The sequence below is a fragment of the Variovorax rhizosphaerae genome (assembly GCF_037889975.1).
GTDB classification, from domain to species: Bacteria; Pseudomonadota; Gammaproteobacteria; order Burkholderiales; family Burkholderiaceae_C; genus Variovorax; species Variovorax rhizosphaerae.
This window is the reverse complement of sequence record NZ_JBBKZT010000042.1, coordinates 1-21641: the sequence shown is the minus strand read 5'-3', so window position 1 is coordinate 21641 and position 21641 is coordinate 1. Positions and strand designations below refer to the sequence as shown.

General features: G+C 62.1%; 18 protein-coding genes. 7 read left to right on the top strand and 11 right to left on the bottom strand.

The features are described from left to right. Together WKW82_RS38030 and WKW82_RS38025 are read right to left on the bottom strand one after the other, a co-directional pair. Positions 1-279 (bottom strand): hypothetical protein (locus tag WKW82_RS38030; RefSeq protein WP_340348419.1); only part of this gene is annotated, 279 nt, incomplete at its 3' end. Between the two features lie 74 nt (positions 280-353). After that, entirely contained in the window at positions 354-746 is a 393-nt protein-coding gene (locus WKW82_RS38025) for a hypothetical protein (protein ID WP_340348418.1), read from the bottom strand. Between the two features lie 309 nt (positions 747-1055). Between WKW82_RS38025 and WKW82_RS38020 the strand changes: the two genes are divergently transcribed. Next, positions 1056-1778, top strand: coding sequence for a Crp/Fnr family transcriptional regulator (locus tag WKW82_RS38020; protein WP_340348417.1), 723 nt, complete (start codon positions 1056-1058; stop codon positions 1776-1778). A gap of 88 nt (positions 1779-1866) precedes the next feature. Then, positions 1867-2595 (top strand): Crp/Fnr family transcriptional regulator, encoded by a 729-nt coding sequence (locus WKW82_RS38015; protein WP_340348416.1) that lies wholly within the window; start codon positions 1867-1869, stop codon positions 2593-2595. Between the two features lie 720 nt (positions 2596-3315). Here the strand turns inward: WKW82_RS38015 and WKW82_RS38010 are convergent. Next, complete coding sequence (locus WKW82_RS38010) at positions 3316-5055, bottom strand: IS1634 family transposase (RefSeq protein WP_340348415.1); 1740 nt, start codon at positions 5053-5055, stop codon at positions 3316-3318. Positions 5056-5446: 391 nt separating this feature from the next. On the opposite strand from WKW82_RS38010, the gene WKW82_RS38005 reads away from it, so the two are divergent. Continuing rightward, entirely contained in the window at positions 5447-6565 is a 1119-nt protein-coding gene (locus tag WKW82_RS38005; protein ID WP_340348414.1) for an AI-2E family transporter, read from the top strand. Between the two features lie 1869 nt (positions 6566-8434). Here WKW82_RS38005 and WKW82_RS37995 read toward each other — a convergent pair. The 4 genes from WKW82_RS37995 to WKW82_RS37980 all read right to left on the bottom strand — a co-directional run bounded on the left by WKW82_RS37995 (position 8435) and on the right by WKW82_RS37980 (position 10844). Then, positions 8435-9112, bottom strand: coding sequence for a cyanophycinase (locus WKW82_RS37995; protein WP_340348412.1), 678 nt, complete (start codon positions 9110-9112; stop codon positions 8435-8437). After that, the gene (locus tag WKW82_RS37990; RefSeq protein ID WP_340348411.1) at positions 9079-9468 is read right to left on the bottom strand and encodes a hypothetical protein; all 390 of its coding nucleotides are present in this window, start codon (positions 9466-9468) and stop codon (positions 9079-9081) included. The genes WKW82_RS37995 and WKW82_RS37990 overlap by 34 nt, the downstream gene beginning before the upstream one ends. Positions 9469-9946: 478 nt before the next feature. Beyond that, positions 9947-10126, bottom strand: coding sequence for a hypothetical protein (locus WKW82_RS37985; protein WP_340348410.1), 180 nt, complete (start codon positions 10124-10126; stop codon positions 9947-9949). Positions 10127-10463: 337 nt separating this feature from the next. After that, on the bottom strand, positions 10464-10844 hold the full coding sequence (locus WKW82_RS37980) for a LuxR C-terminal-related transcriptional regulator (RefSeq protein ID WP_340348409.1): 381 nt from the start codon (positions 10842-10844) through the stop codon (positions 10464-10466). Positions 10845-11478: 634 nt separating this feature from the next. Here WKW82_RS37980 and ggt point away from each other — a divergent pair. Further along, entirely contained in the window at positions 11479-13395 is a 1917-nt protein-coding gene (ggt, locus tag WKW82_RS37975) for a gamma-glutamyltransferase (RefSeq protein WP_340348408.1), read from the top strand. A 1457-nt stretch (positions 13396-14852) separates the two neighbouring features. Here the strand turns inward: ggt and WKW82_RS37970 are convergent. Further along, a complete protein-coding gene (locus WKW82_RS37970) occupies positions 14853-15071 on the bottom strand; it encodes a hypothetical protein (protein ID WP_340348407.1) in 219 nt (72 codons plus the stop codon). A gap of 246 nt (positions 15072-15317) precedes the next feature. On the opposite strand from WKW82_RS37970, the gene WKW82_RS37965 reads away from it, so the two are divergent. Next, the gene (locus WKW82_RS37965; RefSeq protein WP_340348406.1) at positions 15318-15764 is read left to right on the top strand and encodes a hypothetical protein; all 447 of its coding nucleotides are present in this window, start codon (positions 15318-15320) and stop codon (positions 15762-15764) included. 51 nt (positions 15765-15815) lie between these two features. On the opposite strand, the gene WKW82_RS37960 is transcribed toward WKW82_RS37965, so the two are convergent. Both WKW82_RS37960 and WKW82_RS37955 read right to left on the bottom strand, forming a co-directional pair. Further along, positions 15816-16631, bottom strand: a complete 816-nt coding sequence (locus WKW82_RS37960) for a ParA family protein (RefSeq protein WP_340348405.1) — start codon at positions 16629-16631, stop codon at positions 15816-15818. 223 nt (positions 16632-16854) lie between these two features. Next, the gene (locus WKW82_RS37955; RefSeq protein ID WP_340348404.1) at positions 16855-17136 is read right to left on the bottom strand and encodes an HU family DNA-binding protein; all 282 of its coding nucleotides are present in this window, start codon (positions 17134-17136) and stop codon (positions 16855-16857) included. Between the two features lie 205 nt (positions 17137-17341). Between WKW82_RS37955 and WKW82_RS37950 the strand changes: the two genes are divergently transcribed. Continuing rightward, a complete protein-coding gene (locus WKW82_RS37950; RefSeq protein ID WP_340348403.1) occupies positions 17342-17917 on the top strand; it encodes a hypothetical protein in 576 nt (191 codons plus the stop codon). A gap of 635 nt (positions 17918-18552) precedes the next feature. Here the strand turns inward: WKW82_RS37950 and WKW82_RS37945 are convergent. Beyond that, complete coding sequence (locus WKW82_RS37945; protein ID WP_340348402.1) at positions 18553-20091, bottom strand: patatin-like phospholipase family protein; 1539 nt, start codon at positions 20089-20091, stop codon at positions 18553-18555. Between the two features lie 962 nt (positions 20092-21053). Here WKW82_RS37945 and WKW82_RS37940 point away from each other — a divergent pair. Next, a partial coding sequence (locus WKW82_RS37940) for a hypothetical protein (RefSeq protein ID WP_340348401.1) occupies positions 21054-21641 on the top strand: 588 nt, incomplete at its 3' end.

The following is a 21641-nucleotide window of genomic DNA, read 5'->3' as shown; positions in this document are numbered from 1 at the left end:
GACCAGTTCAGCGACGACGCGTACGAAGCGAATTCGCTCCGGCAATGACTGGTGCCGCGCGAGCGCCAGGCACGGGCCCGAGTGGTTGTCCTGGAGTTGGCCATTGGCATCAAGCAGGAGCAGGTGGAAGTACAGGTGTTCGGGGTCGACCTGAGGCTCATGATCGAGTCTCACCACGACATTGTTCGCGCGGTAGCCGGGGAACTCCGGCGTCCCGAGCCAGCCATCGGTTGCCAGCGGGTCGGACGGGAGGTAAGGCGACGTCGATTCAATGGGCATAGCGCCGACTCCAGGCAGAAAGGGATGCGTGGAATCGCTCGCGGTACTGGAGGAACGCGCTCCTGGCCTGGAAGTCATGGCGCCAGTAAAAGTCGAACCAGCCAGACCCAGCCAGACAACACCGCCGCCGCCGCAATCAGGAGGCAGGCAGAGCGAATCCACATTCGGCCTGAGGGCGGTGGAGAAGCATCGTCCTGTGCATTGGCTGAATGCGGCAGCGAGCGCGACGACCGGATGTCGGCCAATGAATCCACCCGCTTTCCACCGGACTGGTAGGACTCGAACAACAAGTAGATGTTGCGAACCGCCGCCTGATCCGGGCTGGTCGAGCCGAACTCCTCCTGAGCATCCGACGTTGCGGGCGTTCGACTCTTTTCTCCCGGCAACTTGCTAGACGCAGAGAAATTGGAACCGGCGTTGTTGCCGTCGCGGTTCCATTGCCAATCAGGACGATTGTTCGCACTCATTTTGCTGCCTCCAGGAAGGGCCGCGCCGGAGCGCCCGGTGCGACCACCTTAGTCCATCGGCGTGCATAACAACGTCCGCAACCGGACATAACGCGAACTATTAGTGTCCTCTGGGAGGACCGGCGAACGAGGACGCGACAGGCCGCGAGCTTTGAACATTCCGCGTCGCTGGACGAGGGCCCAAGAAAGACATCGTCACCAGAACACCTATGTCCGCTACCGAACAGACCGGCTGTAGGCGCTCCATATACTTTTGGCCATGGTGGCGTCAATGGTTTGGGCGCCCCAAGCGTCGGGGTGAACCGGAAGATGGCGACTGCGTCGGACGTCAAGAGGAACCTACTGCTCTCGGCACTGCCGGTGGCCGAACTCGAGAGATGGCTGCCAGATCTGGAGCCGGTTGACTTGCCTCTCGGGCATGTTGTCTTCGAGTCTGATTCAACATTGCGGCACGTGTACTTTCCGACGACGGCGATCGTGTCACTGCTGTACGTCCTGGAGAACGGCGCTTCGGCCGAGATTGCGGTCGTCGGCAGGGAGGGACTGGTCGGCGTTTCGCTCTTCATGGGCGGCAACTCGACGCCCAATCGAGCGGTCGTGCAAAGTGCGGGCCAAGGCTACCGGCTTGGCGCGCATGCGTTGAACGCCGAATTCAGTCGAGCCGGGCCGGTCTTGCGCCTGCTGCTTTGCTACACCCAGGCCCTCATCGCCCAGATGTCCCAGACAGCGGTGTGCAACCGCCATCATTCGCTGGATCAGCAACTTTGCCGCTGGCTGTTGTTGAGCCTTGATCGTCTTGACGGCGACGACCTTGAGATGACACAGGAACTGATTGCCAGCATGCTGGGTGTGCGTCGCACCGGAGTGACACAGGCTGCGTCGCAACTGCAGGCAGCCGGGCTCATTCGCTACGCACGGGGGCGGATTTCGGTGCTGGATCGTCCTGGGCTCGAAAAGCGTACCTGCGAGTGCTACCAAGTGGTCAAGAAGGAGTACGAGCGTCTGCTGCCCGGGCCGGGTCCCGGCAGATAGCGCATACTCGGTTTCCATCCAACGGTAGCCAGCCAACGCCACCTGGGGTGTGCCTCCGCCAATGGAGGATCAACCTTGGAGAGATGCCTTGGCTACCATCGGAAATCATCTTCTTGCCGCGTTGCCAGCGCGCGACCGAAAGCGATTGCTGACGCTGGCGATGGCCATACCGCTGGACCTTTCCGCGGTGCTGGTCCGCGCTGGAGAAAATCCCGGTTACATCTACTTTCCGACCAGCGGGTTTGTGTCGCTCGTGAGTACCAGCGAAGGCAACCCGAGCCTCGAGGTGGGCATGGTCGGCACCGAGGGCATGGTCGGAGCCCAGGTCGTGCTGGGCATCGTGGAAGCGCCGGTCCAGGCCCTGGTGCAGGGTATGGGGTCGGCGTTGCGTATCCCGATCCAGACATTCCGCGCAGAACTCGACAGCTGCAAGGTGCTCAAGCAGGTGATGGACCGGTACGTCCATGTCCTCAATTCGCAGCTCACGACTTCGCTCACCTGTGTACGCTTCCATCAGGTGGCACCACGACTTGCAAGATGGCTGTTGATGAGCCACGACCGGGCACATTCCGATCGGTTCAGCGTGACGCAGGAGTTCCTAGCTTACATGCTCGGCGCACGCCGCAGTGGAATCTCGGAAGCAGCGACGCTGCTTCAGCGTGATGGTCTCATCTCGTACAAGCGCGGCGAGATGAAGGTTCTAGACAGGCCGCGTCTGGAGGCGGCTTCGTGCAGCTGCTATTTGGCGGACTTGCAGTGCTATGCCCAGACCTTTGGATCTGTCAGCGCTCGGATTCGCAGGACCATCACTCCATGAACGAAGTCTCGCCCTCAGCTCCTTCGTGGCTGCTGTCATGGCGCCCGACGCGCCTCTCTGGCGCACGCGGCCGTGGGGCGTCCGCGGCGTCGAGGGAACCTCGCTGCAAAACTCCTCATGATCCTGCACCTCACGCAGCCCTCGAAGCACTGGATTCGCAAAGTATCGATTTGGCTTGCGCGGTTGCGAAGTACCAAATTACCTTCTGCCTGGTGACGGTAAATCGGGTCTTCAACACTTTGTGTGACGCTCTGGAGCGCCAATATTCGCCGAACGGCTTGACCACGCCGAAGTCGTCACCTACTTTGTGCGCCAAAGAGCGACGTGTCGATGCCGACTTCGCCAAATGTCGTGAGTACAGGCAGCGCTCAGTCCCGGTATTCTGCTCAGGCGCCGCGCGGCGTGCCAGTACGGCTCGGACCTGGCCCACGTCCCTTTTTACGGCGGCGAAGGGCTGGTCCAGCGCCCCGATGCGCCGTGGTCTTCGCGCTGGCGGAGCCAAATTCACCCCGGGGTAAGCGTCCTTTCGGTGCGGATTGTCCGCGGTGGCGATTGAAAACGCCATTGAAATCACAACTTGCATTTCGGATGTCTTGCGCAAGAACCCCATTACCCAAGTCGTTGATTTTCATTGGTATTTGTGCCCTAACCCGAACTTTGATGACTGCCGAGACGTAAGTGCGCGCCCTGCTTGAGCTTTTGCGCTCGCAGGGAGGGCGACTACTGGGTACAGGCGGGATTCAATCCGAGCAGCGCAAAGGCTTTTGCCTGAAGCGGCGTGGGCCGCGTGGTCGTGATGATCTTGGCCTCGGGGTTGAGATGGGTGTGGGTGACGTTGTAGGCCAGCGTGGAGAGGTCCTGCAGCAAGGTCCTGAAGCTGTGCAAGGGTGAGCCGTCGTTGGCCGTCTTGCCGGCATCCTTGGTCTTGGCGTGCTCGGATCGCAGCGCCTTGGTCACCGGCGAGGCCCTGGCGGCACTGGCCTCTTCGAGGTGCTCGTCGTCGAACAGCATGGGCTTCAGACGCTCGCGCATTTGCCACTCGACGTAGTAGGCCAGCATGCACAGGAAGACGTGTGCGCGCACGCGCTGCTCGCTGTAGTGGAAGACCGGGCGCACGTGCAAGTCGATGGTCTTCATGCAGCGAAAGGCGCGCTCCACGTGCGCCAGGCTCTTGTAGGCGGCCACCGCCGCATCGGCATCGAGCTTCGCTTTGGAGACGCTGGTGCGAATCACGTACAGGCCGTCCAGCGCAGCCTCCGCGGCGATGGCATCGAGCTTGCGCCGATAGGTGAATGCTGCAGGGGTGATGAGCAGTTCGAAATGCTTGGCCATGTGGAAGCGTCCGATCACACGCCCCACGCGCAGGCCAATGGCATCCTCGCCGCGCAGCGGGTTGTGGCTGCGCTGGGTGGCGGCCACGATCTTGTTCAGATCGGCTTCGGTCGCAGCGAGCAGTTCCAGCCGCTTGCGTGCTCGCTCCTCGGCCAGCAGCGGGTTGCGGCACACCACCAACCGCTCGCCAGGGAAGTGCTGGCTGGTCAACTCCAACAAGTTGCGCTCATCGAACAGCGACGCCTGGAACGGGCCATGCTCCTGGGCGAGCTGCGCGATCTGCGGTGCACGCAGCGAGCTGACCCAGTCCATGCCCGCGGGCTTGAGCACTTGCTCGATGCGAGCCGAGGTGAGCATGCCGCGGTCCCCGACCCAAGCCAGGTGCTCGATGCCAAAACGCTCCTTGAGCTTGGTCACCTGAGCGGCCACCGTGGCCGGGTCGGCGGTGTTGCCCTTGAACACCTCCACGGCGATCGGACAACCCTCGCAAGAACACAGCAGTCCGAAGACGATCTGCGGGTCATCGCGCTTGCCGTCGCGCGAATGGCCACGCGCAGCGAGGTCGCAGCAGTGTCCCGTCAACCAGGTCGAGGTGAGGTCGTACAGCACGAGGGTTGAGCCCGCCAGATGCGCACGCGCCAGGCGCCGCTCGATGGCGGGCTGTGCCTCATGCAGCCAGTCCAGTGCCCGATACAGATCATCGGCGCTGCATTGGCCCACCCTCAGCACGCGGCCCAGAGAGGAGCTGGCGGTGTCGTCGTGCAGCAAGCGGTGGGTGGCCAGCTTGGAAGCTGGCGAGATCACGCGAGCCACCAGCATGGCCAGCAACACGGGCTGCAGTTCCTGGGGTGCTGAGCCAAACCATGACAAAGCGCCCGAGCCCCGTGCAGCGCCCAAGACGGCGGCCACATGGCCATGAGGCAGCGTTCGCTCGACGGAGAAGACCTCCTGGACACTGGGCACGGCCACGCCGCCGCGCAGCAGTACCTTCAAGCCTTCGATGACCTCATCGGGCAGGCAAGACAGGTTGGCAAGGGTGCGTTTGCGGACCTTGCCGTCCTCGCGATAGGACTCACGCAGCAGCACTGCGGCGGGTGAGTTGCGGTTGGGCACGGACTCGATGTACATGACTTCATTTATAGGCGGATTCCATAGCAGACTCAAGAAAAAAGCAATCTGTTTACATGGCTACAAATTGAAGCGAGAAAAAGGCCGAAACCCGCGCCAATGCTGGGTTACGGCCTGATCAATGGTTCAAAGTTCGGCCTAACCGTAACAATCCGCACCGAAAGGACGATCACCCCGCAAGACTTCGCTCGATCTCTCTCCATCGCGCTGGGGATCAAAGGCTCGGCATCACCGCCGACGGAACAGATCCGCGAATGCGCCCCGGTCCTGTGACGCTCCACTGGTTCGCCGCAATCCACGCATTGCCGAATGCTGCCGCCTTGAGCGTTGTCAAGTCAACGGGCAAGCATCCCGGGAACAATCGCAGGTCTCAACCTTCGGAGGTCGACACATGACGACACCCCAGCCAGACCTCGTGCGCGAGACACGGTTGTCCAGGAAGCTGATGGATGTCTTCATCCGGGCCGGACTGGTGCTGGCCCTGACGCTGTTGTGCTTTCGGATCTTCGCGCCCTTCATCTCCATGATGGCCTGGGCGTTGATCCTCGCGGTAACGATTTACCCGAGCCATCAGGCGCTGGCGCGCAAGCTGGGCGGAAAGCAGGGCCTCGCCGCCACTTTGCTCGTGCTGGTCGGCATTGCGCTGATCGTGGTGCCCATGGCCGTGGTGCTGGGCTCCATGGGCGATTCGGTTCACGAGACGGTCGAACGTGTGCACGCCAACAAGTTGGAAATCCCGCCGCCGTGGCCCGGCGTGGCCGAATGGCCGGTGATCGGGCCGAAGGTGCACGGCATCTGGTCGCAGGCTCACACGGACATGCCTTCGGTCGTCCGGAAGTTGCAGCCGCAGCTGGGAGAACTGGCGGGCAAGGCGCTGGAAATGGTGGCCAGCATTGCCGGAACGGTGCTTCTGTTCATGGCCTCCTTCATCGTTGCCGGCATCATCATGACCTTGGGGGAGTCGGGCGCCGAAGCCGCCCGGAGGATCCTCGGGCGAATCGTCGGTGCCGAGCGCGGCCTGGAGTTCGCGACGCTGTCCACTGCGACCATTCGCGCGGTGTCACTGGGCGTAGTCGGCGTCGCGTTCATCCAGGCCATGGTCGTGGGCATCGTGATGATCGTGGGCGCCATTCCATTTGCCGGCGTGCTGGCCATGATCGTGCTGGTGCTGGGCATCGCGCAAGTGCCGGCACTGCTGGTCACCGTGCCGGTCATCGCGTACATCTGGTTGAGCGGAAACTACGACACCGTGCCGGCCGTGATCTATACGGCGCTGCTGGCGATCGGCGGCATGCTCGACAACGTGCTGAAGCCGCTGCTACTTGGCCGCGGCGTGGATGCGCCCATGCCGGTGGTGTTGCTCGGCGCGCTGGGCGGCCTGGCGGGCGCCGGCATCCTGGGGATGTTCATCGGCGCCACCGCGCTGAGCCTGGCCTATCAGATCCTCATGGCCTGGGTGGCTACCCATCCGGACGTCGTCACGGAAATCCACCTGCCGCCCGTCACTTGAGCCGTTGATCCTGGCTCAAGCCGGGAGCGGGCAAATCCGGGAAGTCCCGTTGCGCGCGCTTCGGCTTTGGCGACCTGACGCGGGGAAGTCACTTGCGAAGCGTTCTGCGAAGAGGCCATCGAGGCGCTCACGCATGTTTGCAAGAGGCAATGCGCCCCTCTCATCATGGCCCGTCGCTGACCCAGCGCACTGTTCCTGGGATCGAGGACGTCACCCTCTGCAAGTGATCGATCGAACAAGGACGTGTCAGTCTCTCCCGTTCCAGCCGCGACGGTCCTCGCGGTACGCGTGTTCGCGACGATCCCAACCATGGCGCTCCCAATGACGATCACCGCCCCAGCCCGCACGATGGCCTCGTCGTTCATCGTCGCGATACCGCGGCACGTAGTCAACGGGGGCCGGAGCGTACACAACTGGCGGTGCAGGGCGGTAGTACACAGGCGCAGGCTGATAAGCCGGAGCAGGCTGGTACACGGGGGCAGGATGCGCGTATACGGGCGCTGGCTGGTAGTAGACGGGTGCCGGGTCGGCCAGGCCGACTTCCACGCCCGGTAGGGAAATACCGACGGACCAGTTGGTCGCGGCGCTTGCTGAAGCGGCACCCGTGAGTGCTGCGACAGCGACGACTCCGACAGCTGTCAACTTGACCAGGACCGAGCGACTTGCGTGCATTTGAGATTTCCTCTGCGGAGGCAAACGGTGCCTCGTGTCCCGTCCAACGCCCGGGCCGAGAGTTGGGTGCACGCAGCGACTGCAAAGATGGCGTAAACGCTGGTCTGTCGGCATCGGCTGAAGGTCGACCCAGTTCGCCCGATCTGGTTCGCCGCCAGGCCTTGGGCTTCTCGCGGTTTCACTTGGTATCACCACTTTTTATACTCCTCATTGCCGATGAGGACACATGAAACTCACGACCACGACAAGCGCAGAAAACGGATGCGCCTGATCCTGGACGAGGCGCGGGTTTTCGCCGCCGCATCCCCCACTCGGAGCTTGCTCATTCGTTGCGTGCAGGCCTGGATGGCCGCAAGCAGACCGTCAAGGTGGTTTTTGCAGCAAGCTCAGGGCGACGCTACGACCGATGTTTGGCAGGTGCACCGAGCCCTTTTGCACCTGGACGCCTTTGGAGCCGTTCGAACTTCTTGGCCAGGACTTCGTCGAAGCCTTGCTGGAGACAGTCCACAAGCTCTCGCGCTTCACGCTCCAGCGAATCAGAAGCGCTGGAGGCATTCCATGCGCTCAAGGACACGCCGGAGTTTTTCAGGCGCTGCCTCGAGCGGTTCATGACCCACGCGGATCCTGGTGCCGGTCGCCGTGGACCACACGCTGGAGCATTTGTCCAATGACCAGGCGTTCGCGCCTACCTGGGCTCGATTTCTGCCGGTTGACAAAGAGGTCCTGAAGGCGATTGCCAATGACATCGCCGATCTCCATTCGGCGGGAACCCTGCTGGGCATCGAAATGTCGCGCGGCCTCGAAAGAGCAGTTTCCAAGAATGCCCCTGCGCAGTGCGCTCAAACGCCTTCAGGATCAAGAACTCATCACGCGGTTCGAGGTGGGGGAATATCGCTTTCAGGACGACGCATTTGCCGAACGGGTGAAAAACCGCGGACTTGCGAGTGAGAGCGAACGCGAACACAAGAAGATTGCCAGTGCGATGACCGGCCTCGACACGGCATTCGGGACACGGGGTGCGCCGACAAGGCCCGTGAGCATTCCAGGCCGAGCACGATGTGCCCCTGACTCCGAGGGGAACGATCGCATCACAACCGATGGAAGCTGCCCGACGAGGGGGCTCTCAGTATGGATTGTTGCCTGGCCCATACAGCACGCCGCGCTGGACATAAAGGGAATAACTGGTGCCGCCCGTCATCAGCCAGGCGTCCATCTGAACCGAGTCCCTGGCGCCTTGGTCAGCTTGTCCACATGGATCGACGAGACTTCGAGCGGCGTCCTGGGTTCGACAACGAGGGAAGTGCCGGGGTCTTGGGGGAACTTCAGGAAATACGCCGCGCCCGTCCCGCCTTCATTGGACCGTACAGTGGCTACGCCACCGTCGATCACGACAGCGGTTCCTTCGTCCACACCGACGGCATGCGCATCACGCCATGAGATCCCGTCTTTGACCATCCTTGCCAGAAATGTCACAAGCCGGCCCATGCGGTCGCGACTGACCAGATGGGCATCGGCAATGGTGTTCTGGAGTCTGGGAACCGTCTCGAGGAAAGTGCTGTCAAGCGTGAGCCTGTGGGCGTAGGGATTGTTGAGTGCATCGGGTGAGGTAATCGTGTCGTGTTGCGCGGAAAAATCAACGGCGCCCAGAACAGCCAGGCCCGCGCTGGTTCCCCCAATCGGCACATTGTTCGCAAGCAGCACTGATTTGATCGTGCGCTCGAGCGCAGTGTCATTCCACTGGTCGATGTAGGTCCACTGGTCACCACCGGCGATGAACAGTACGTCCGCCCCTTCGACGATGCGAATGACCCTCGGATCGTTGGCGGCGCTGCGTTTCCTGATCACGAGGGTCTCGACCGAATCGACACCTTCCATGGCGTGAAGTGGTACTCGTTGTAGCCATCCTCCCCGGAAGCGCGAATGACAACGACATCGACTTTGTCATTGCCGCGACTCCTCGCCTTGCCGATCATGTCCGCAAAGGCCTGATCGACGTCGAGCCCGCCCCCCATCAGCACCGTCATTTGACTGTCGGGCGCGCGCAGATTCTGATCGGTCGCATTGCCCGTCAGGTAGTAGTCGAAGTCGCCGGTGCTGAGCGTGGGCGCGTTGCCACTTTTCCTGTCATTGCCTGCAGCGTGCGCAGAGGAGGCAAGAAACAAAACGGCCGCAAGCAATACCGACAGATGTCTAACCCATCCAAACGAATCATGTAGGGAATCAATCTGCATCGCGCACCCTACCGCAACCTCGCGTCCGCGGCAACCTCACAACGACATGAAAGTCATGGGCACTTGCGAATTGCGGCAGCGGCTTCAAGGCCTCAAGCGCCAGTGCGGGGTCTGTCGAAAGAAGTGCCCGCACGATTGGTGTTCCAACCCCCTGGCCGAAGTCGAGACGAGGCTGTGCAACGATCGCTCGGGATGGATTCTCCGGCGGGCTGGAAAGTCAGAGCCGGTCGGCAACGCGAGCGCGATGAATCACATGGGCCACGGAAGCGCGGCCGCGACCAGCGCTTCAGATCCCGGCAGCCCGGCTTGGCCCATGAATCACAGGACGTCAGCACACGGAACTGGGCGCCAAGTTCGCCGGCCAGCCGCATTGCTCGGCAAAGTGCAGCGCAAGATGCTACGCATCGCATTCGACGACTCGGCCCTGGGGCGAAATAGAGGTTGCCTCCCGTGTGATGGATGCGCGAGCGTTCGACAGTCAGTGCCAGCCGCTCGGCATTCGGCTGGACTCCGTTTCTGGCACATGGCTCCGGCGGGCTTTCGGGGCGCTTGCTTGGAACTGGAAGAGCAAATCCACCACGAGAGTGTCCGGAATGGCGAGTTGCGCGCATCGCTCGGCCGGCAACAGGCAGTTGGCGATGGGCGCGTCGATGGCCAAGTTCGACCCACACCTCCTCCGGTCAGCCCGGAGAAAACAGAGGGCCCGTGCAGTTCGGGGCGAGCGTATCGAGCGTCAACGCGAGTCGGAAGATGAGTCGGTCGCTGCGCCTGGCAGCGGGGCTCGGGAGGCCAGCGCATGCCCCGTCCAGAGCAAAGCCTGTTCCTTCCCTCGCGCGACCGCGCGAACGGCCGCGTCACTTGTCCAGCCAAGCCGGTCAATGCCAGCGACGGCCTGCCGTGTGCGCATCGGTCCCGCGACGCGCCTAGCGTTTGTCGATAAGACTTCAATTGTCAAACGGCGCCGGGGCTGCGCGCTGTTCAGTCCTTCGTCTTCATCATGGCAGCAGGCCTGCCTTGATCGCGAAGCGAGTGAGGTCGGTGTTGGTCGACAGGACCAGTTTGTGAAGCAGATGCGCCCTGTAGACCGTGACCGTCCTGGCGGAAATACCGAGCTGCCGTGCAATCTCGCCTGTCTTCAGTCCGGCTGCAATGCCGAGCAGCACTTGAAACTCCCGCTTCGACAAACGCTCGTGCGGGGATACTTCGCGCTCGCCGACTCCAAGGGCCAACTCCAGCGCAAGCGCACGACTGACATATCGCCCTCCCGCAGCGAGGCGCCGAAGCGCAACAATGAGTTCCGCAGGATCACTGGCCTTGTGGACGAAGCCATGCGCCCCCTTCCTTGAGCGCTCTCCTGGCATATTGGAATCCTGCATGCCCGCTGAACGCAAGCACGTACAAGTGCCTCGCGGCCATTGCATGCCTCTCCGACGACGGCGAATTCCTCGTGGTCCCGTAGGATCTGACGCAGCGCTTCGCGCACGAGCGGGTGGTCGTCGACGATGCCGATCCTGATCAATCCCCTGTCCGGCAGCGTGCAAGGTTTGCAAACGTGGGGTGACGGTTGTGGGTCCACAGCCTAGGCGGAAGCAAGAGCGAAGCGGTGGCCATGCTAGGGCGTCGACCTGTACGAAGGCTGAACGGCAGTGCGCCGCCCGCCGCGCGTTGCCCTCGCAAGCTCGGGCATCCACGCGTTGGGTGCCTGTGCTCACCATGCTGCGCAGGCGCATTGCGCCTGCATCGTGGCATTCGCGCATCGAGTGGTCACGAAGACTACCGACAGTCCGCTCGAAAGGCCGGTGGCAAATGCAGGCCGCGTCGCTCCGGACTCGCCAAGACCGCGCTAGTATTGGTTGGGGCGATTTGTAGATCCATTGATGGATCGCTTTCAACGACGACTGCAACGTTCGTCCTGGCGCACGATGGCGAGTGTTGGCGATACACACGCGCGGGCGACCAGGATCCGGGCGATAGGTCGACAAGCGCAATTGAACTGTGGAGAAGTCGTTCATGCCTGAAAACAACTTGATCCCGGCCCGTGCCGCTATCGGGGTTGCCGCGTTGCTTGCGTGCAGCGCATTCATCTCGGTCCACGCTGACGAAGGCGGTGACCAGACGCCAGGGGTCGAGACCTCTGTCCCACGACCGCCGCATGCCAAGGGCAACCCACCCTCCTGGGCAGGCAAGGCCTTCCGGCAGGGTGTGGTCGCGGTGGCCAATCCGTATGGTGCCGAGGCCGGCGCCCAGATCCTTGAGCAAGGCGGCAACGCCATCGACGCAGCAGTGGCCATCGCGTATGCGCTCAATGTCGTCGAACCCCAGTCGGCAGGCATCGGAGGCGGGGGGTTCATGATGATCCATTTGGCCAAGATTGGCCAGACGTTCGTGATCGAGACCCGAGAGAAGGCGCCGGGTGCTGCCACTGCGAACATGTTCGTCGGCGTGCCGACGTCGACCTTGCAGGGCGTTGCCGTCGGAGTGCCGGGCATGGTGCGCGGTACCTCGATGGCACTTGAGCGTTTCGGCAAACTCACGCTGGCCGAAGTGATACAGCCGGCCATCAAGTTGGCCGACCAGGGCTTTGCGGCAACGCCCCGATATACGGCGGTAAGTTGCAATAACGGTGGGCGCTCCACGAACTCGCCAGAATCGGCCGCCTACTTCTGCCCCGGCGGACAGCCGGTGCCGGTAGGCTCTCTGGTGCAAAACAAGCCCCTTGCCGATACCTTCCGATTACTGGCGGCCAATGGGCCAGACTGCTTCTACAAGCTAATGCCGGAGAAAGGCTGTGACATCGCCGCCGGCATCGTCGAAGGTCAGAAGTTCAACCGGCCGCAGGCACCCAATGGCAAAGGCAGCATGACGCTGGCCGATCTTGAGAACTACCAGGCCAACATTCGCCAGCCTGTAGTCGCGACCTATCGCGGCTATACGATCAAGGCCATGTCGCCACCCAGTTCCGGCGGGCTGACGATGTTGCAGATGCTCAAGATGCTGGAACGCTTTCCCATCGGCGACGCCAGCCAAGGCTACGGCTTCGGCTCCCTCAAGACAACCAACGTGCTGATCGATGCGATGCGGATCGGATTCGCCGATCGCTCGCAGTGGATGGGCGATGCCGATTTTGTCCCGGTGCCTGCCAAGGGCCTGCTGGCCCCGGGCTATGTGAGCATGCGCGGCGCGGCCATCGTGCCGGGGCTGCGGCTGATGCCGAATCCGATTGCAGGTGACCCGAGACCTTATGACATCGCAGGCATCAAAGCCACGCGACGCCTGGCGGTGGCCGAACCCGTCACGGGCCCCGGGGAGACGACGACCCACTTTTCGGTGGTCGACAAGTGGGGCAACATGGTCACATACACCAACACCATCGAGTCTTCGCATGGCATTGGCGTGTTCGCGGGATACAAACGCAGCGATGGCTCATTCAGAAACCACGGCTTTCTGCTCAACAACGAGTTGACCGACTTCAATACCGCGCCCACTACTAATCCGTATACCGGAAGCGCTGGCTTCAACGACGTGCAGCCCAACAAGCGACCACGCAGCAGCATGAATCCGACGATGATCTTCTCGCCGGACGGCACACCACTGGTGGCTTACGGATCGCCGGGCGGCGCATCGATCATCAACTCGGTGCTCAATGTGACGATCAATCTCATCGACCACAAGATGTCGTTGCAGGATGCCATCGACGCGCCTCGGCTTTCGGTGACGAGTACCGGCAGCACCGTGAGCATGGAGCCTGGATTCTCCCAAGCCACGATCATCGGGCTCCAGGGCATGGGCTACACCGTTGGCATCACTCCGCCGGGTGGCGAAATCGGCTCGGTCCAAGCCGTGATTGTCGACGCGCATACGGGCAAGCAGTATGGGGCAGCCGACAGTCGCCGCGAGGGCACCGTGATTGGTCTTCCCCGTCAATGACACGGGCAAACGCCGCGCCACCGCGCTAAACGCTTGCAGTGCCGCGCTGCGAACGGCGGAGCACCCTCGTATGACGGCGTCGCGCAGCCCGTGGGCGTAGGCCTCGGTTCTTGAACTCAACAACTGCCGCTCCCATCATCGCCTTCCGCGGCATAACAGAATCTCGCAGTATCTAGCCGAGGACCGCTAACGGGGCGGCCACGATCTCTCCCGCCCCCTTGAGCGCCACAAATCCATGTTCCAAGGCCTGCTCGTAGTCTGAAAGGGGCTCCATAGCCTCAGCTACGCATCTTGCGGTATGACAGCGATGCCGCTCGACCACTTTCCAAATGAATTCGGTCGGCGCCAGCTGTTGGACGGTGACGGCGAGGGTGGGGAGGGTCCAAGTGCGAGGAGCGGGATTACGTGTTTGCTGAGGCATGCGCCAGTACACACTTTTTGTTACAACTGCCGAGTAGGAGAATGTCCACTGCCAGCGTGCGCCAAAAACATGACGGTCAAACCGTGCTTGAAGGGGCGCCAAACCGGCTCAGTGGAGCTTGTTTTATGAGACCGTTCTGCACGAGGCACGAAAACGACTTCCCCCGTACTGTGAACTGCGAGTGATCCCGGTCACGCGCTCGTGCAAGTGCGTGCCGCACTCTTGAACAAAGAACTTGATGAACTCGCCCGGCGTCAGTTTCCGTGGATCGGCCAGCGCAGAGTCTCGTGGCCTTGGCAAATGCCGTCCCGGGCTTTTTAACGGCTTCCCTCAACACAAGCACTGCTGCGTCTCGGCATCAGCCTCTTCATCGAAAGTGACCTGCAACAAGCGGTCATGCTGGCTGGAGCCTGTCCTACTGTGGATGTCGTGTGGTGGGGTCGATTCCGTCAGTTAAGAATCGGCGGCGTATCGCAAGTTGTGCTCGGCGGCAATGTAGGCAACGGAACATCCAACTCCAAGAACGCTGACCCGCTGAATCCGCGCGACGACTGCGGCACCTGATCACAGTGAAGCAGGGCGATGTTGCGTATGGTGATCTCGGCTCGTGCATTTCTTACCCACGCGGCACCAGCGCATCCGGGGCTTCGGCACAAATCGCTTGGCGATCGTTGCGCGTTTCGACTCAACTCCCTTTTCATACCCTGGGCAGCGCCTCACAATGAGCGATGCCTGTCCCCGGTACCGAACATCTCCACCAAGCCGTCCTTGACGCGGTAGGGGCGCTTTTCTGCGCTACGGGCGCCGCCTCTTTCTGCATACCGATCCCTGGAACGTCGCCGCCCGTCTATGTGGCCGCTGGCGAGCCTGATGCCATCCGCATGATGCTGCCGGACTGCGCAAACGACTCCATCGCCTGACTCAACTGGCCTGCTTCCTCAAGCCCCACGGGGGCGTCACCCCCTACGTTTTGCGGGCGTCAACGCGGCTGGGCCACAGCAGAGCTTTCCCCTTGGCTGATGTGCATCGTTCACTTTCAGGCCCAGAACTTCCACCACGCTCGCCGCGCCGTTCGCAGATGCAGCGGCCGCGTGTCCAGGCGGTCGAGCACGATGGCCGCGGCACCGAAGCGGCTTCGCGCTGCGTCTTCTGCGGCGCTGAGGGAAGCCTTCTCCTCATCGAGACGCTCACCGTGCAGCGGCAGCGGAGTTGGCTGCTGAGCGCCTCCTGCGGAACTCGGGCCAGGGTTGGTCATGGCTGCTATTTTCGTTCTTTTGGGGCCGCGGAGCCCGGGAGCTTGACGCGGTCATCATGGTATTTTCGTACCTTTGGTCATGGTCGGCTCAAATGACAGGATGTCAACGCAAGTCACGGCGCATGACGAATGGAAGAAAGCAGGGGTACGACCTCCTTAACCCTTAAACAACGCAGCCAGAACTCTTCCAGGGCATGCGAAAGGGCCTCGTCCGCACCGCGCTCCTGGCGATTCCGAGGAGGACTCATGGGCATGTCATCGAAGGTGTACCTGATTGCCGCCTTGAACGCGCCGCAGGAACTCGCCGCCGCAGCCTTCATGCGAATGCTCCGGCAGGAAAGCCCCGCTCGACTACCCGACTTCGCGGGCCAGCGCGTCCGCCAAGCCAGCGTCACCGTTGAATTGGTGGATCGAACGCCTTTGCGCGTCGTGCACCGTACCTTTTCCATTCTCGATATCGGCGCCGACGGCCTCCTCGATGTCGCCCGATTGAACACGCAGCAGTTCGCTCGCATGGCCAACTTCATGGCACCGGATTCGAAAACCCCGGGAACAAGAGTCCCGATCGTAGAGGCCGCTGACCGCTTCATTGCGCGGGGTGGCTACTGGCAACCTGACGATCTTCTCTTACACCGCATTGATGCCACAGCGCTGGGGCATCTGCCGTGCCGAAGGGTCCGGGTTCTCCGTTGATTTGCGGCGCGACGGAGCCGCCCTGCGAATCACCCCGACCAGTTCGGATCGCTACGCTGGTTCAGCGACTGCGACAGGTGTCATCGCGGCGCCTGTGCCGGATGAGGCCAGCTTTCTCACCATCTCCTGCGCGAATGCGGTAAACGCCTGACTGCCCCTTGCGGCCGGATCGAAAACAACGCCGGGCAAGCCATAGCTCGGTGCCTCTGCCAGCCGGACATTGCGCGGGATCACGGTATCGAACACCTTGCTGCCAAAGTGCGCTTTGAGCTGGTCGCTCACTTGCTGCTGCAACGTGATGCGAGGGTCGAACATCACTCGCAACAGGAAGATGGTGTGAAGATTCTTGTTCAGGTTGGCATGCACCTGCTTGATGGTGTTGACCAGGTCCGTCAGCCCCTCGAGCGCGAAGTATTCGCACTGCATCGGCACGATGACGCCGTGCGCGGTGCACAGGCCGTTGAGCGTGAGCAGGCTCAGGCTGGGCGGGCAGTCGATCAGGATGAAGTCGTATTCAGCGCCGACGGCGGCGAGCGCGGTCCGCAGCCGCTTTTCCCGGCGGTCGAGGGTGACCATTTCCACTTCCGCACCCGCGAGTTCTCGGTTGGCGCCGAGCACGTCGTAGCCGCAGTCATGGGCGGTGATTCGGGCCTCCGCCACCGTGGCTGACTCCAGAAGCACGTCGTAGACGGTGAGTTCGAGCTGGCGCTTGTCGATGCCCGAACCCATGGTCGCGTTGCCCTGCGGATCCAGGTCGATCAACAGCACACGCTGGCCGACCTTGGCCAAGCCGGCGGCGAGATTGACCGTGGTGGTCGTCTTGCCAACGCCGCCTTTCTGGTTGGCGATGCAGAAGATGCGAGCCATGTATTCCTCGTGAAGAAGCGATAAGTTTGACGCCAACGTGATGAAGCACGTCGCAGAAAGTCGAAGTGTCAAGGCGTGCGCTCTACCCTCGAAGAAGTGGGCATCGGAGAGAACCCAAACAGTCTGCGCGCCACCTTGTTCACCTCAGCTCGACCCGGGTCCGGATCGTGTCGACGGGCACTGCCGAGATCATGGCGCGGTCGATTCACGCCGCAAACGACGATTACGCCGAAGCGTTCACGGCATCCTTCAGCGCCTTGCCAGCCGCGAACTTCGGCGACTTGCTCGCCTTGATCGTCATCTGCTCGCCCGTGGACGGATTGCGGCCAGTACGCTCGGGGCGGCTCGCCACCGTGAAATTGCCAAATCCGATCAGCTGCACGGCTTCCCCACGCGCCAGGGTCTTCGTCAGGTTCTCGAGCACTGCTTCCAGAACGCGCGCCGCCTCGGCCTTGCTGAGTTCGACATCGGCCGCGATCGCGGCCACCAGGTCGGTCTTGTTCAATCTGAGATACCTCGTGAAAGTGGAAGAGACAAAGGATAGCTCCTGCGAAGCCACGCGGTTTGCATGTGCAATCAGCGCACACATCTGTCGGGGCTCTTGCCGCACCCTGCGCACTCTAATTCACGCCATCACGGCGCCACCCGCATGGCCCTGTCGCACGAAGCGCATGTGCGATCACCGACAATTCGCAAATGGAGTTGCCGCCTTGATCGTCACAGAGGACATCGTTCGCGCCACCTGGTCGCCCGAATACCAGGCCATCCGGACGCACTACGCCGATCGCATTGCCAAAGGCTCAGGGGTTTTGCTCCTGCAGCGCATCGACGAGGGGCTGATCATCCTGAGCGAGCTCGACGCCACCGAGGCCGCGATGCGCGCGTTCTGCCTGCACCCCCTGTTCCAGGCGGACGAAGACCTGATTCAGCACGGGCAGGATTTCATGAACAGCGTCGACGCCGACCCGTTCGTGATCCTGCTGGTTATGGAATTCCGCAGCCGGGCCAATGCCTGGCCACTCGACCGGGTGCAACGCTCGCCTGACGGGCTTCGCATGGTGGCCGATGGCCGTCCTTCCGCCGGGCCTCTCGAAGCCGTGAATCACATGCTCATCGCCGACAAGGTACAGCACCGCAAGGACTTTATCCGTCACCATCGCGGCAAGCATCCCAGCAGCGACGCACTGGACATGTACTTCGACCGATGGCTCGAGGCCCTGGACGTCGGCCGGACTGAGTACGAAGAACTCTGTGCGGCCATCGATATCGTCAGCGCCCGGCGCTGATTGGGTGACGGGGATGACGCTCCGGACTGACGTCCGAGGAAGGCACAAATGGCAACAGCGTGAATGCAGCAGGCTACGGTGCGGCTTCCAGAGGCGCGCTTGATCTACTGGTACGCAGCGCAGGTAGCCTCGATCTCGGAGCCGCAAAGACCGGCTCAAGATGGGCTTGCACGCCTGGCATGTCCTCCCTCGCGCGCGGCGCGTGCAGCAGACCGCGAACGCGACGTGACGGCATTCCAGCCCCGCAGTGTCACCGGATGTCGGCAGCTCTTTCATCTCAGCGCTTAGGGCCCTTGCATGACGCTGACTCAAGCCGGCCTCGTTGACCGAACTGCCCTCTCTCGTTCATTCGGTGCCGGCGACGTCGGAAAAACCGGCAAACCTCTCCCTTGTCGGCATGAGATCTGCGTTCTCGGACAGCCCAGGATCACCACGGCTGGACAGCGCGCTACTGCGGGCGCTGGGCCCGCCCTGCGACGACCTGAAATCAGGCCACGGGTGGACCCCTTGGCCGAGTACCCACGATGCCCGATCAATCTTTGAGAGCGACCGGCACGCCAGGATAGACATTTCTTGGGTTGAGCCGGTGTTGCTCGCGACGCACCTTCAGCTTCGTCCGTTCACGGACTGACGCTTCATCGCGTGTCCGCCGGCTCAGCCAATGTGCCGCCCACATCCTTGAGCAAGCGCTTGAACTCGGGTGAATCCGCCATGATCTTTCCGGCTGCGGCGCGCAGGCGGTCGACGGCCTCGTCGGGCAGCACGAACGAGGTGGGCTGCTGGTTCAGGTATTCCAGTTCCGCCCTGTCTTTCAGCGCTGCAAACGACACGTCGATGGCATAGATTTCTGCGTCCGGCCCGCGTATGGCCTTCGCAAGCGCAGGATCCCTGTTGGAGGCCAACGTTGGTGAGTTGCGAATGCGACGCATGGTGTTCCATCGCGCAGCCATGTCGCGCAGCAGTTCCACGGATTCGAACGAGTAGCGGTCGATCGGAACGCCGCTCGACTTCAGCAGTATTGCCGCGCTGCCGGGCGGCGACTCCGATTCATCCCAATTCGTGGGAGGCGAAGAAAGCGAATTGACGATGACCACGACAATGCGCTTGGCTTGATCGAGCTGCGTCGGCATCCCGGCTTCCTGCATCGCTTCAAGGACCTCCAGCGAATCGAGCACGCCGCGCATGCCCACGTTGTCCGACACGCCGCCATCCACCAAGTGCAGGTAGGGACGCTTGGCGCCGTCGCCGAAGTCGCTCAGCGACCTGAGCGAGCGAATCGCACGCGCGGCCGGTCGCGGCGGATTGTCCGTGTCGATGAATCGATTCACCCATGGGGGAGGCGTAAGGTTGCAGGTACCACCGTAGTTGTTGAGCGTGACGGGCGAGAGCACCACCGGCACCGCAGAAGAGGCGGCCGCGGCGCGCGACAACGGCACTGCGTTCAGGTCCGAGCAAAGAATGTCGAAGACGCCCTGATGGAAGACGACACGTGCCCCACTGGAGATGTCGGTCGCCGAGGCCAGGATCAGAGGCCCCGTCCCACGGTCGAGGTCGCCAAAGGTAGCGCCATTGAAAAGGTGCTCGTCGTACATCTGTGACGCGAGTTCCGAACGCCCCCAGCCGGTGGAGGACAGCTTGGCCCAGTTGAGTGGGTTGAAAGACCGGGAAACGATCTCGCCCTGGATGTCGCGCTTGAGAAAGCGCTGCTCATAATCGTTGAACAGCTTGTCGCCATACAGGCCGTATGCCAGCGCGGTGAAGCTGCCACCCGAGACTCCCGTGATGATGTCCACCTGGTCTATCAGGCGACCTTTTCCCTTGGCGTTGACAATCTCGGTGCGACGAAGATATTCCAGCACGCCATAGGAGAACGCCGCGGCTCGCGTGCCGCCACCAGAGAATGCCAGGATGACGAGCGTGTCCTTGTCCTTGACCTGGGCTTGGCGCGTCTCGAGCCGATAGCCCTTGCCCGGATGGGCCTGTGTGATCGGCGGGTTGACCGGTCGGGTTGCACAACCGCCGAGCAGCAGCGCACACGCCACAAGACACCATCGTGAAATTGACAGTTGGATCATTGAAACTCTTTCGTCAGATCTGACACCGGCCCCGAGCAATTCGCGCTTCGGCGTGTCGCAAGGATCAAGCCGGCTCCCAGCCCGGCGGCCGACGAGCAATTGAGACGTCGATTGCTGAAGGCACAGTGCGGCTGCGGATGCGCCTGCTCATAACAAAATCGTAGAACGCACCGGCTTGGAGCGTACTTCAAGCCAACTCATCCCCGCGATCTTTCAGCTGCCAACTGCCTCCCACTACAGGCCAAATTGCCCAAGCATCCGCCTCGGGCTTCCCGCGTGGCGTCTCAACATGTCGCTAGCGAAAGCAGCGCGCACGGTGTTTTCATCGTCACCACCATTAACCGCGGTTCGTGCGTCGAGCGCGAGGCACATGCGAGGGGTTGTAACGCGATGCGCTGCCTGGTCGGCTGCAACGATCAGGGGTACGCGGTCACTCTTCCCGTAGCTCAGGCACTGGCCCGGAGCACGGACTGGTGGATGAGTCGATTTTGGCGAGCAGCGGATCGCTGGCGAACTGCAACATTGAAAGGGGGCATCGGGTCTTGGTCTTGCGCAATGCCAACTCTGCGCAGGACCTCCTGGAAGTGCCGGCAACAGAGGGCATCAACTGAAGGTTTCGCCGCGCTATGCGGGGCCGTTCGCTTTTCGCTTATGAAGTGCAGTTGCCATTGCCTGTCGCACTCGAAGACAGCCCCGTCGCCGGCCCCGGCATTGTGCGAGCAGAACGCAACTCTATCAACTGTCTGCGTCGCGTTCGAGCCATACATGGCAACCGCCAGCCGTCACTGATAGTGCATATGCTGGGTGTGCCCGCGCCAGCGCTTGTTTCGAAGTGGCCCAACTCGGCGGTGCTCGACTTGAAGCTCGCTGACAAAAGGTGCAGTTCCAGTCAGCGGTGGCCTACGCGACGAAGCGCTGCGGACGCGGGCGTCGGCAGTTCCCGCTCGATAAAGTTGATGGATGCTTATCAAGATCGGCTACTACATTGAACTCGAGGTCAGCGCGCCGACGACGCTGATCTACCTGCTCCAGGTCCAACCTTCCCGCGAGCGCGATATGGCTTGCAGTTCTATTGCAACGGTCACAGCGAACTGGCGTGCTCGCTGCGGCGCGAGGGCATCGAGTTCGTGCAGGAGGACAACGCCTTCTTGCGCGTGGCTGATCTGGCGCGCGCGCAGGCCCTGGCCGACGCCTTCAACCCCGAACAACTTCATCGGCACTTGACACGCTATGCGCACTGGCTGTGCCCGGTGGCCGACGTGTTCGCCCAGGACGACTGGCACTGGAGCATCCGCCAAGCCGAGTATTCCACCGACCTGATGTTTCGCAGCGAACGGATCCTCGTGCCGCTGTACGACGCCATCTCGCGCCAAGCAGTGCTGGCCGCCGATGCGCCGCGTGTAGCGGGTTTCCTGGGCAAGAAGATCACGCCCGCGCTGGCCCAGGAGATCGGCTCGCGCCTGTCCACGCGTATCGAAGGCCGCTGCATCAAGCACTACATGGGCGCGGCCGGAGTGAAGGTGTACGACAAGTTCTCCCGCGTGCTGCGCATTGAGACGACGGTCAACGACGTGAGCTTTTTCAAGCACCACCGCAAGGTGGAACACAAGGGTGCGGCGGCCACGCGCGAGCTGGCGCCGCTGAAAAAG

Excerpts from the sequence above, each read along its gene's own strand:
- WKW82_RS38025 (WP_340348418.1), bottom strand. The coding sequence starts at position 746 with ATGAGTGCGAACAATCGTCCTGATTGGCAATGGAACCGCGACGGCAAC.
- WKW82_RS38020 (WP_340348417.1), top strand. The coding sequence starts at position 1,056 with ATGGCGACTGCGTCGGACGTCAAGAGGAACCTACTGCTCTCGGCACTG.
- WKW82_RS38010 (WP_340348415.1), bottom strand. The coding sequence starts at position 5,055 with ATGTACATCGAGTCCGTGCCCAACCGCAACTCACCCGCCGCAGTGCTG.
- WKW82_RS38005 (WP_340348414.1), top strand. The coding sequence starts at position 5,447 with ATGACGACACCCCAGCCAGACCTCGTGCGCGAGACACGGTTGTCCAGG.
- WKW82_RS37995 (WP_340348412.1), bottom strand. The coding sequence starts at position 9,112 with ATGGAAGGTGTCGATTCGGTCGAGACCCTCGTGATCAGGAAACGCAGC.
- WKW82_RS37990 (WP_340348411.1), bottom strand. The coding sequence starts at position 9,468 with ATGCAGATTGATTCCCTACATGATTCGTTTGGATGGGTTAGACATCTG.
- WKW82_RS37980 (WP_340348409.1), bottom strand. The coding sequence starts at position 10,844 with ATGCAGGATTCCAATATGCCAGGAGAGCGCTCAAGGAAGGGGGCGCAT.
- ggt (WP_340348408.1), top strand. The coding sequence starts at position 11,479 with ATGCCTGAAAACAACTTGATCCCGGCCCGTGCCGCTATCGGGGTTGCC.
- WKW82_RS37970 (WP_340348407.1), bottom strand. The coding sequence starts at position 15,071 with ATGACCAACCCTGGCCCGAGTTCCGCAGGAGGCGCTCAGCAGCCAACT.
- WKW82_RS37965 (WP_340348406.1), top strand. The coding sequence starts at position 15,318 with ATGGGCATGTCATCGAAGGTGTACCTGATTGCCGCCTTGAACGCGCCG.
- WKW82_RS37960 (WP_340348405.1), bottom strand. The coding sequence starts at position 16,631 with ATGGCTCGCATCTTCTGCATCGCCAACCAGAAAGGCGGCGTTGGCAAG.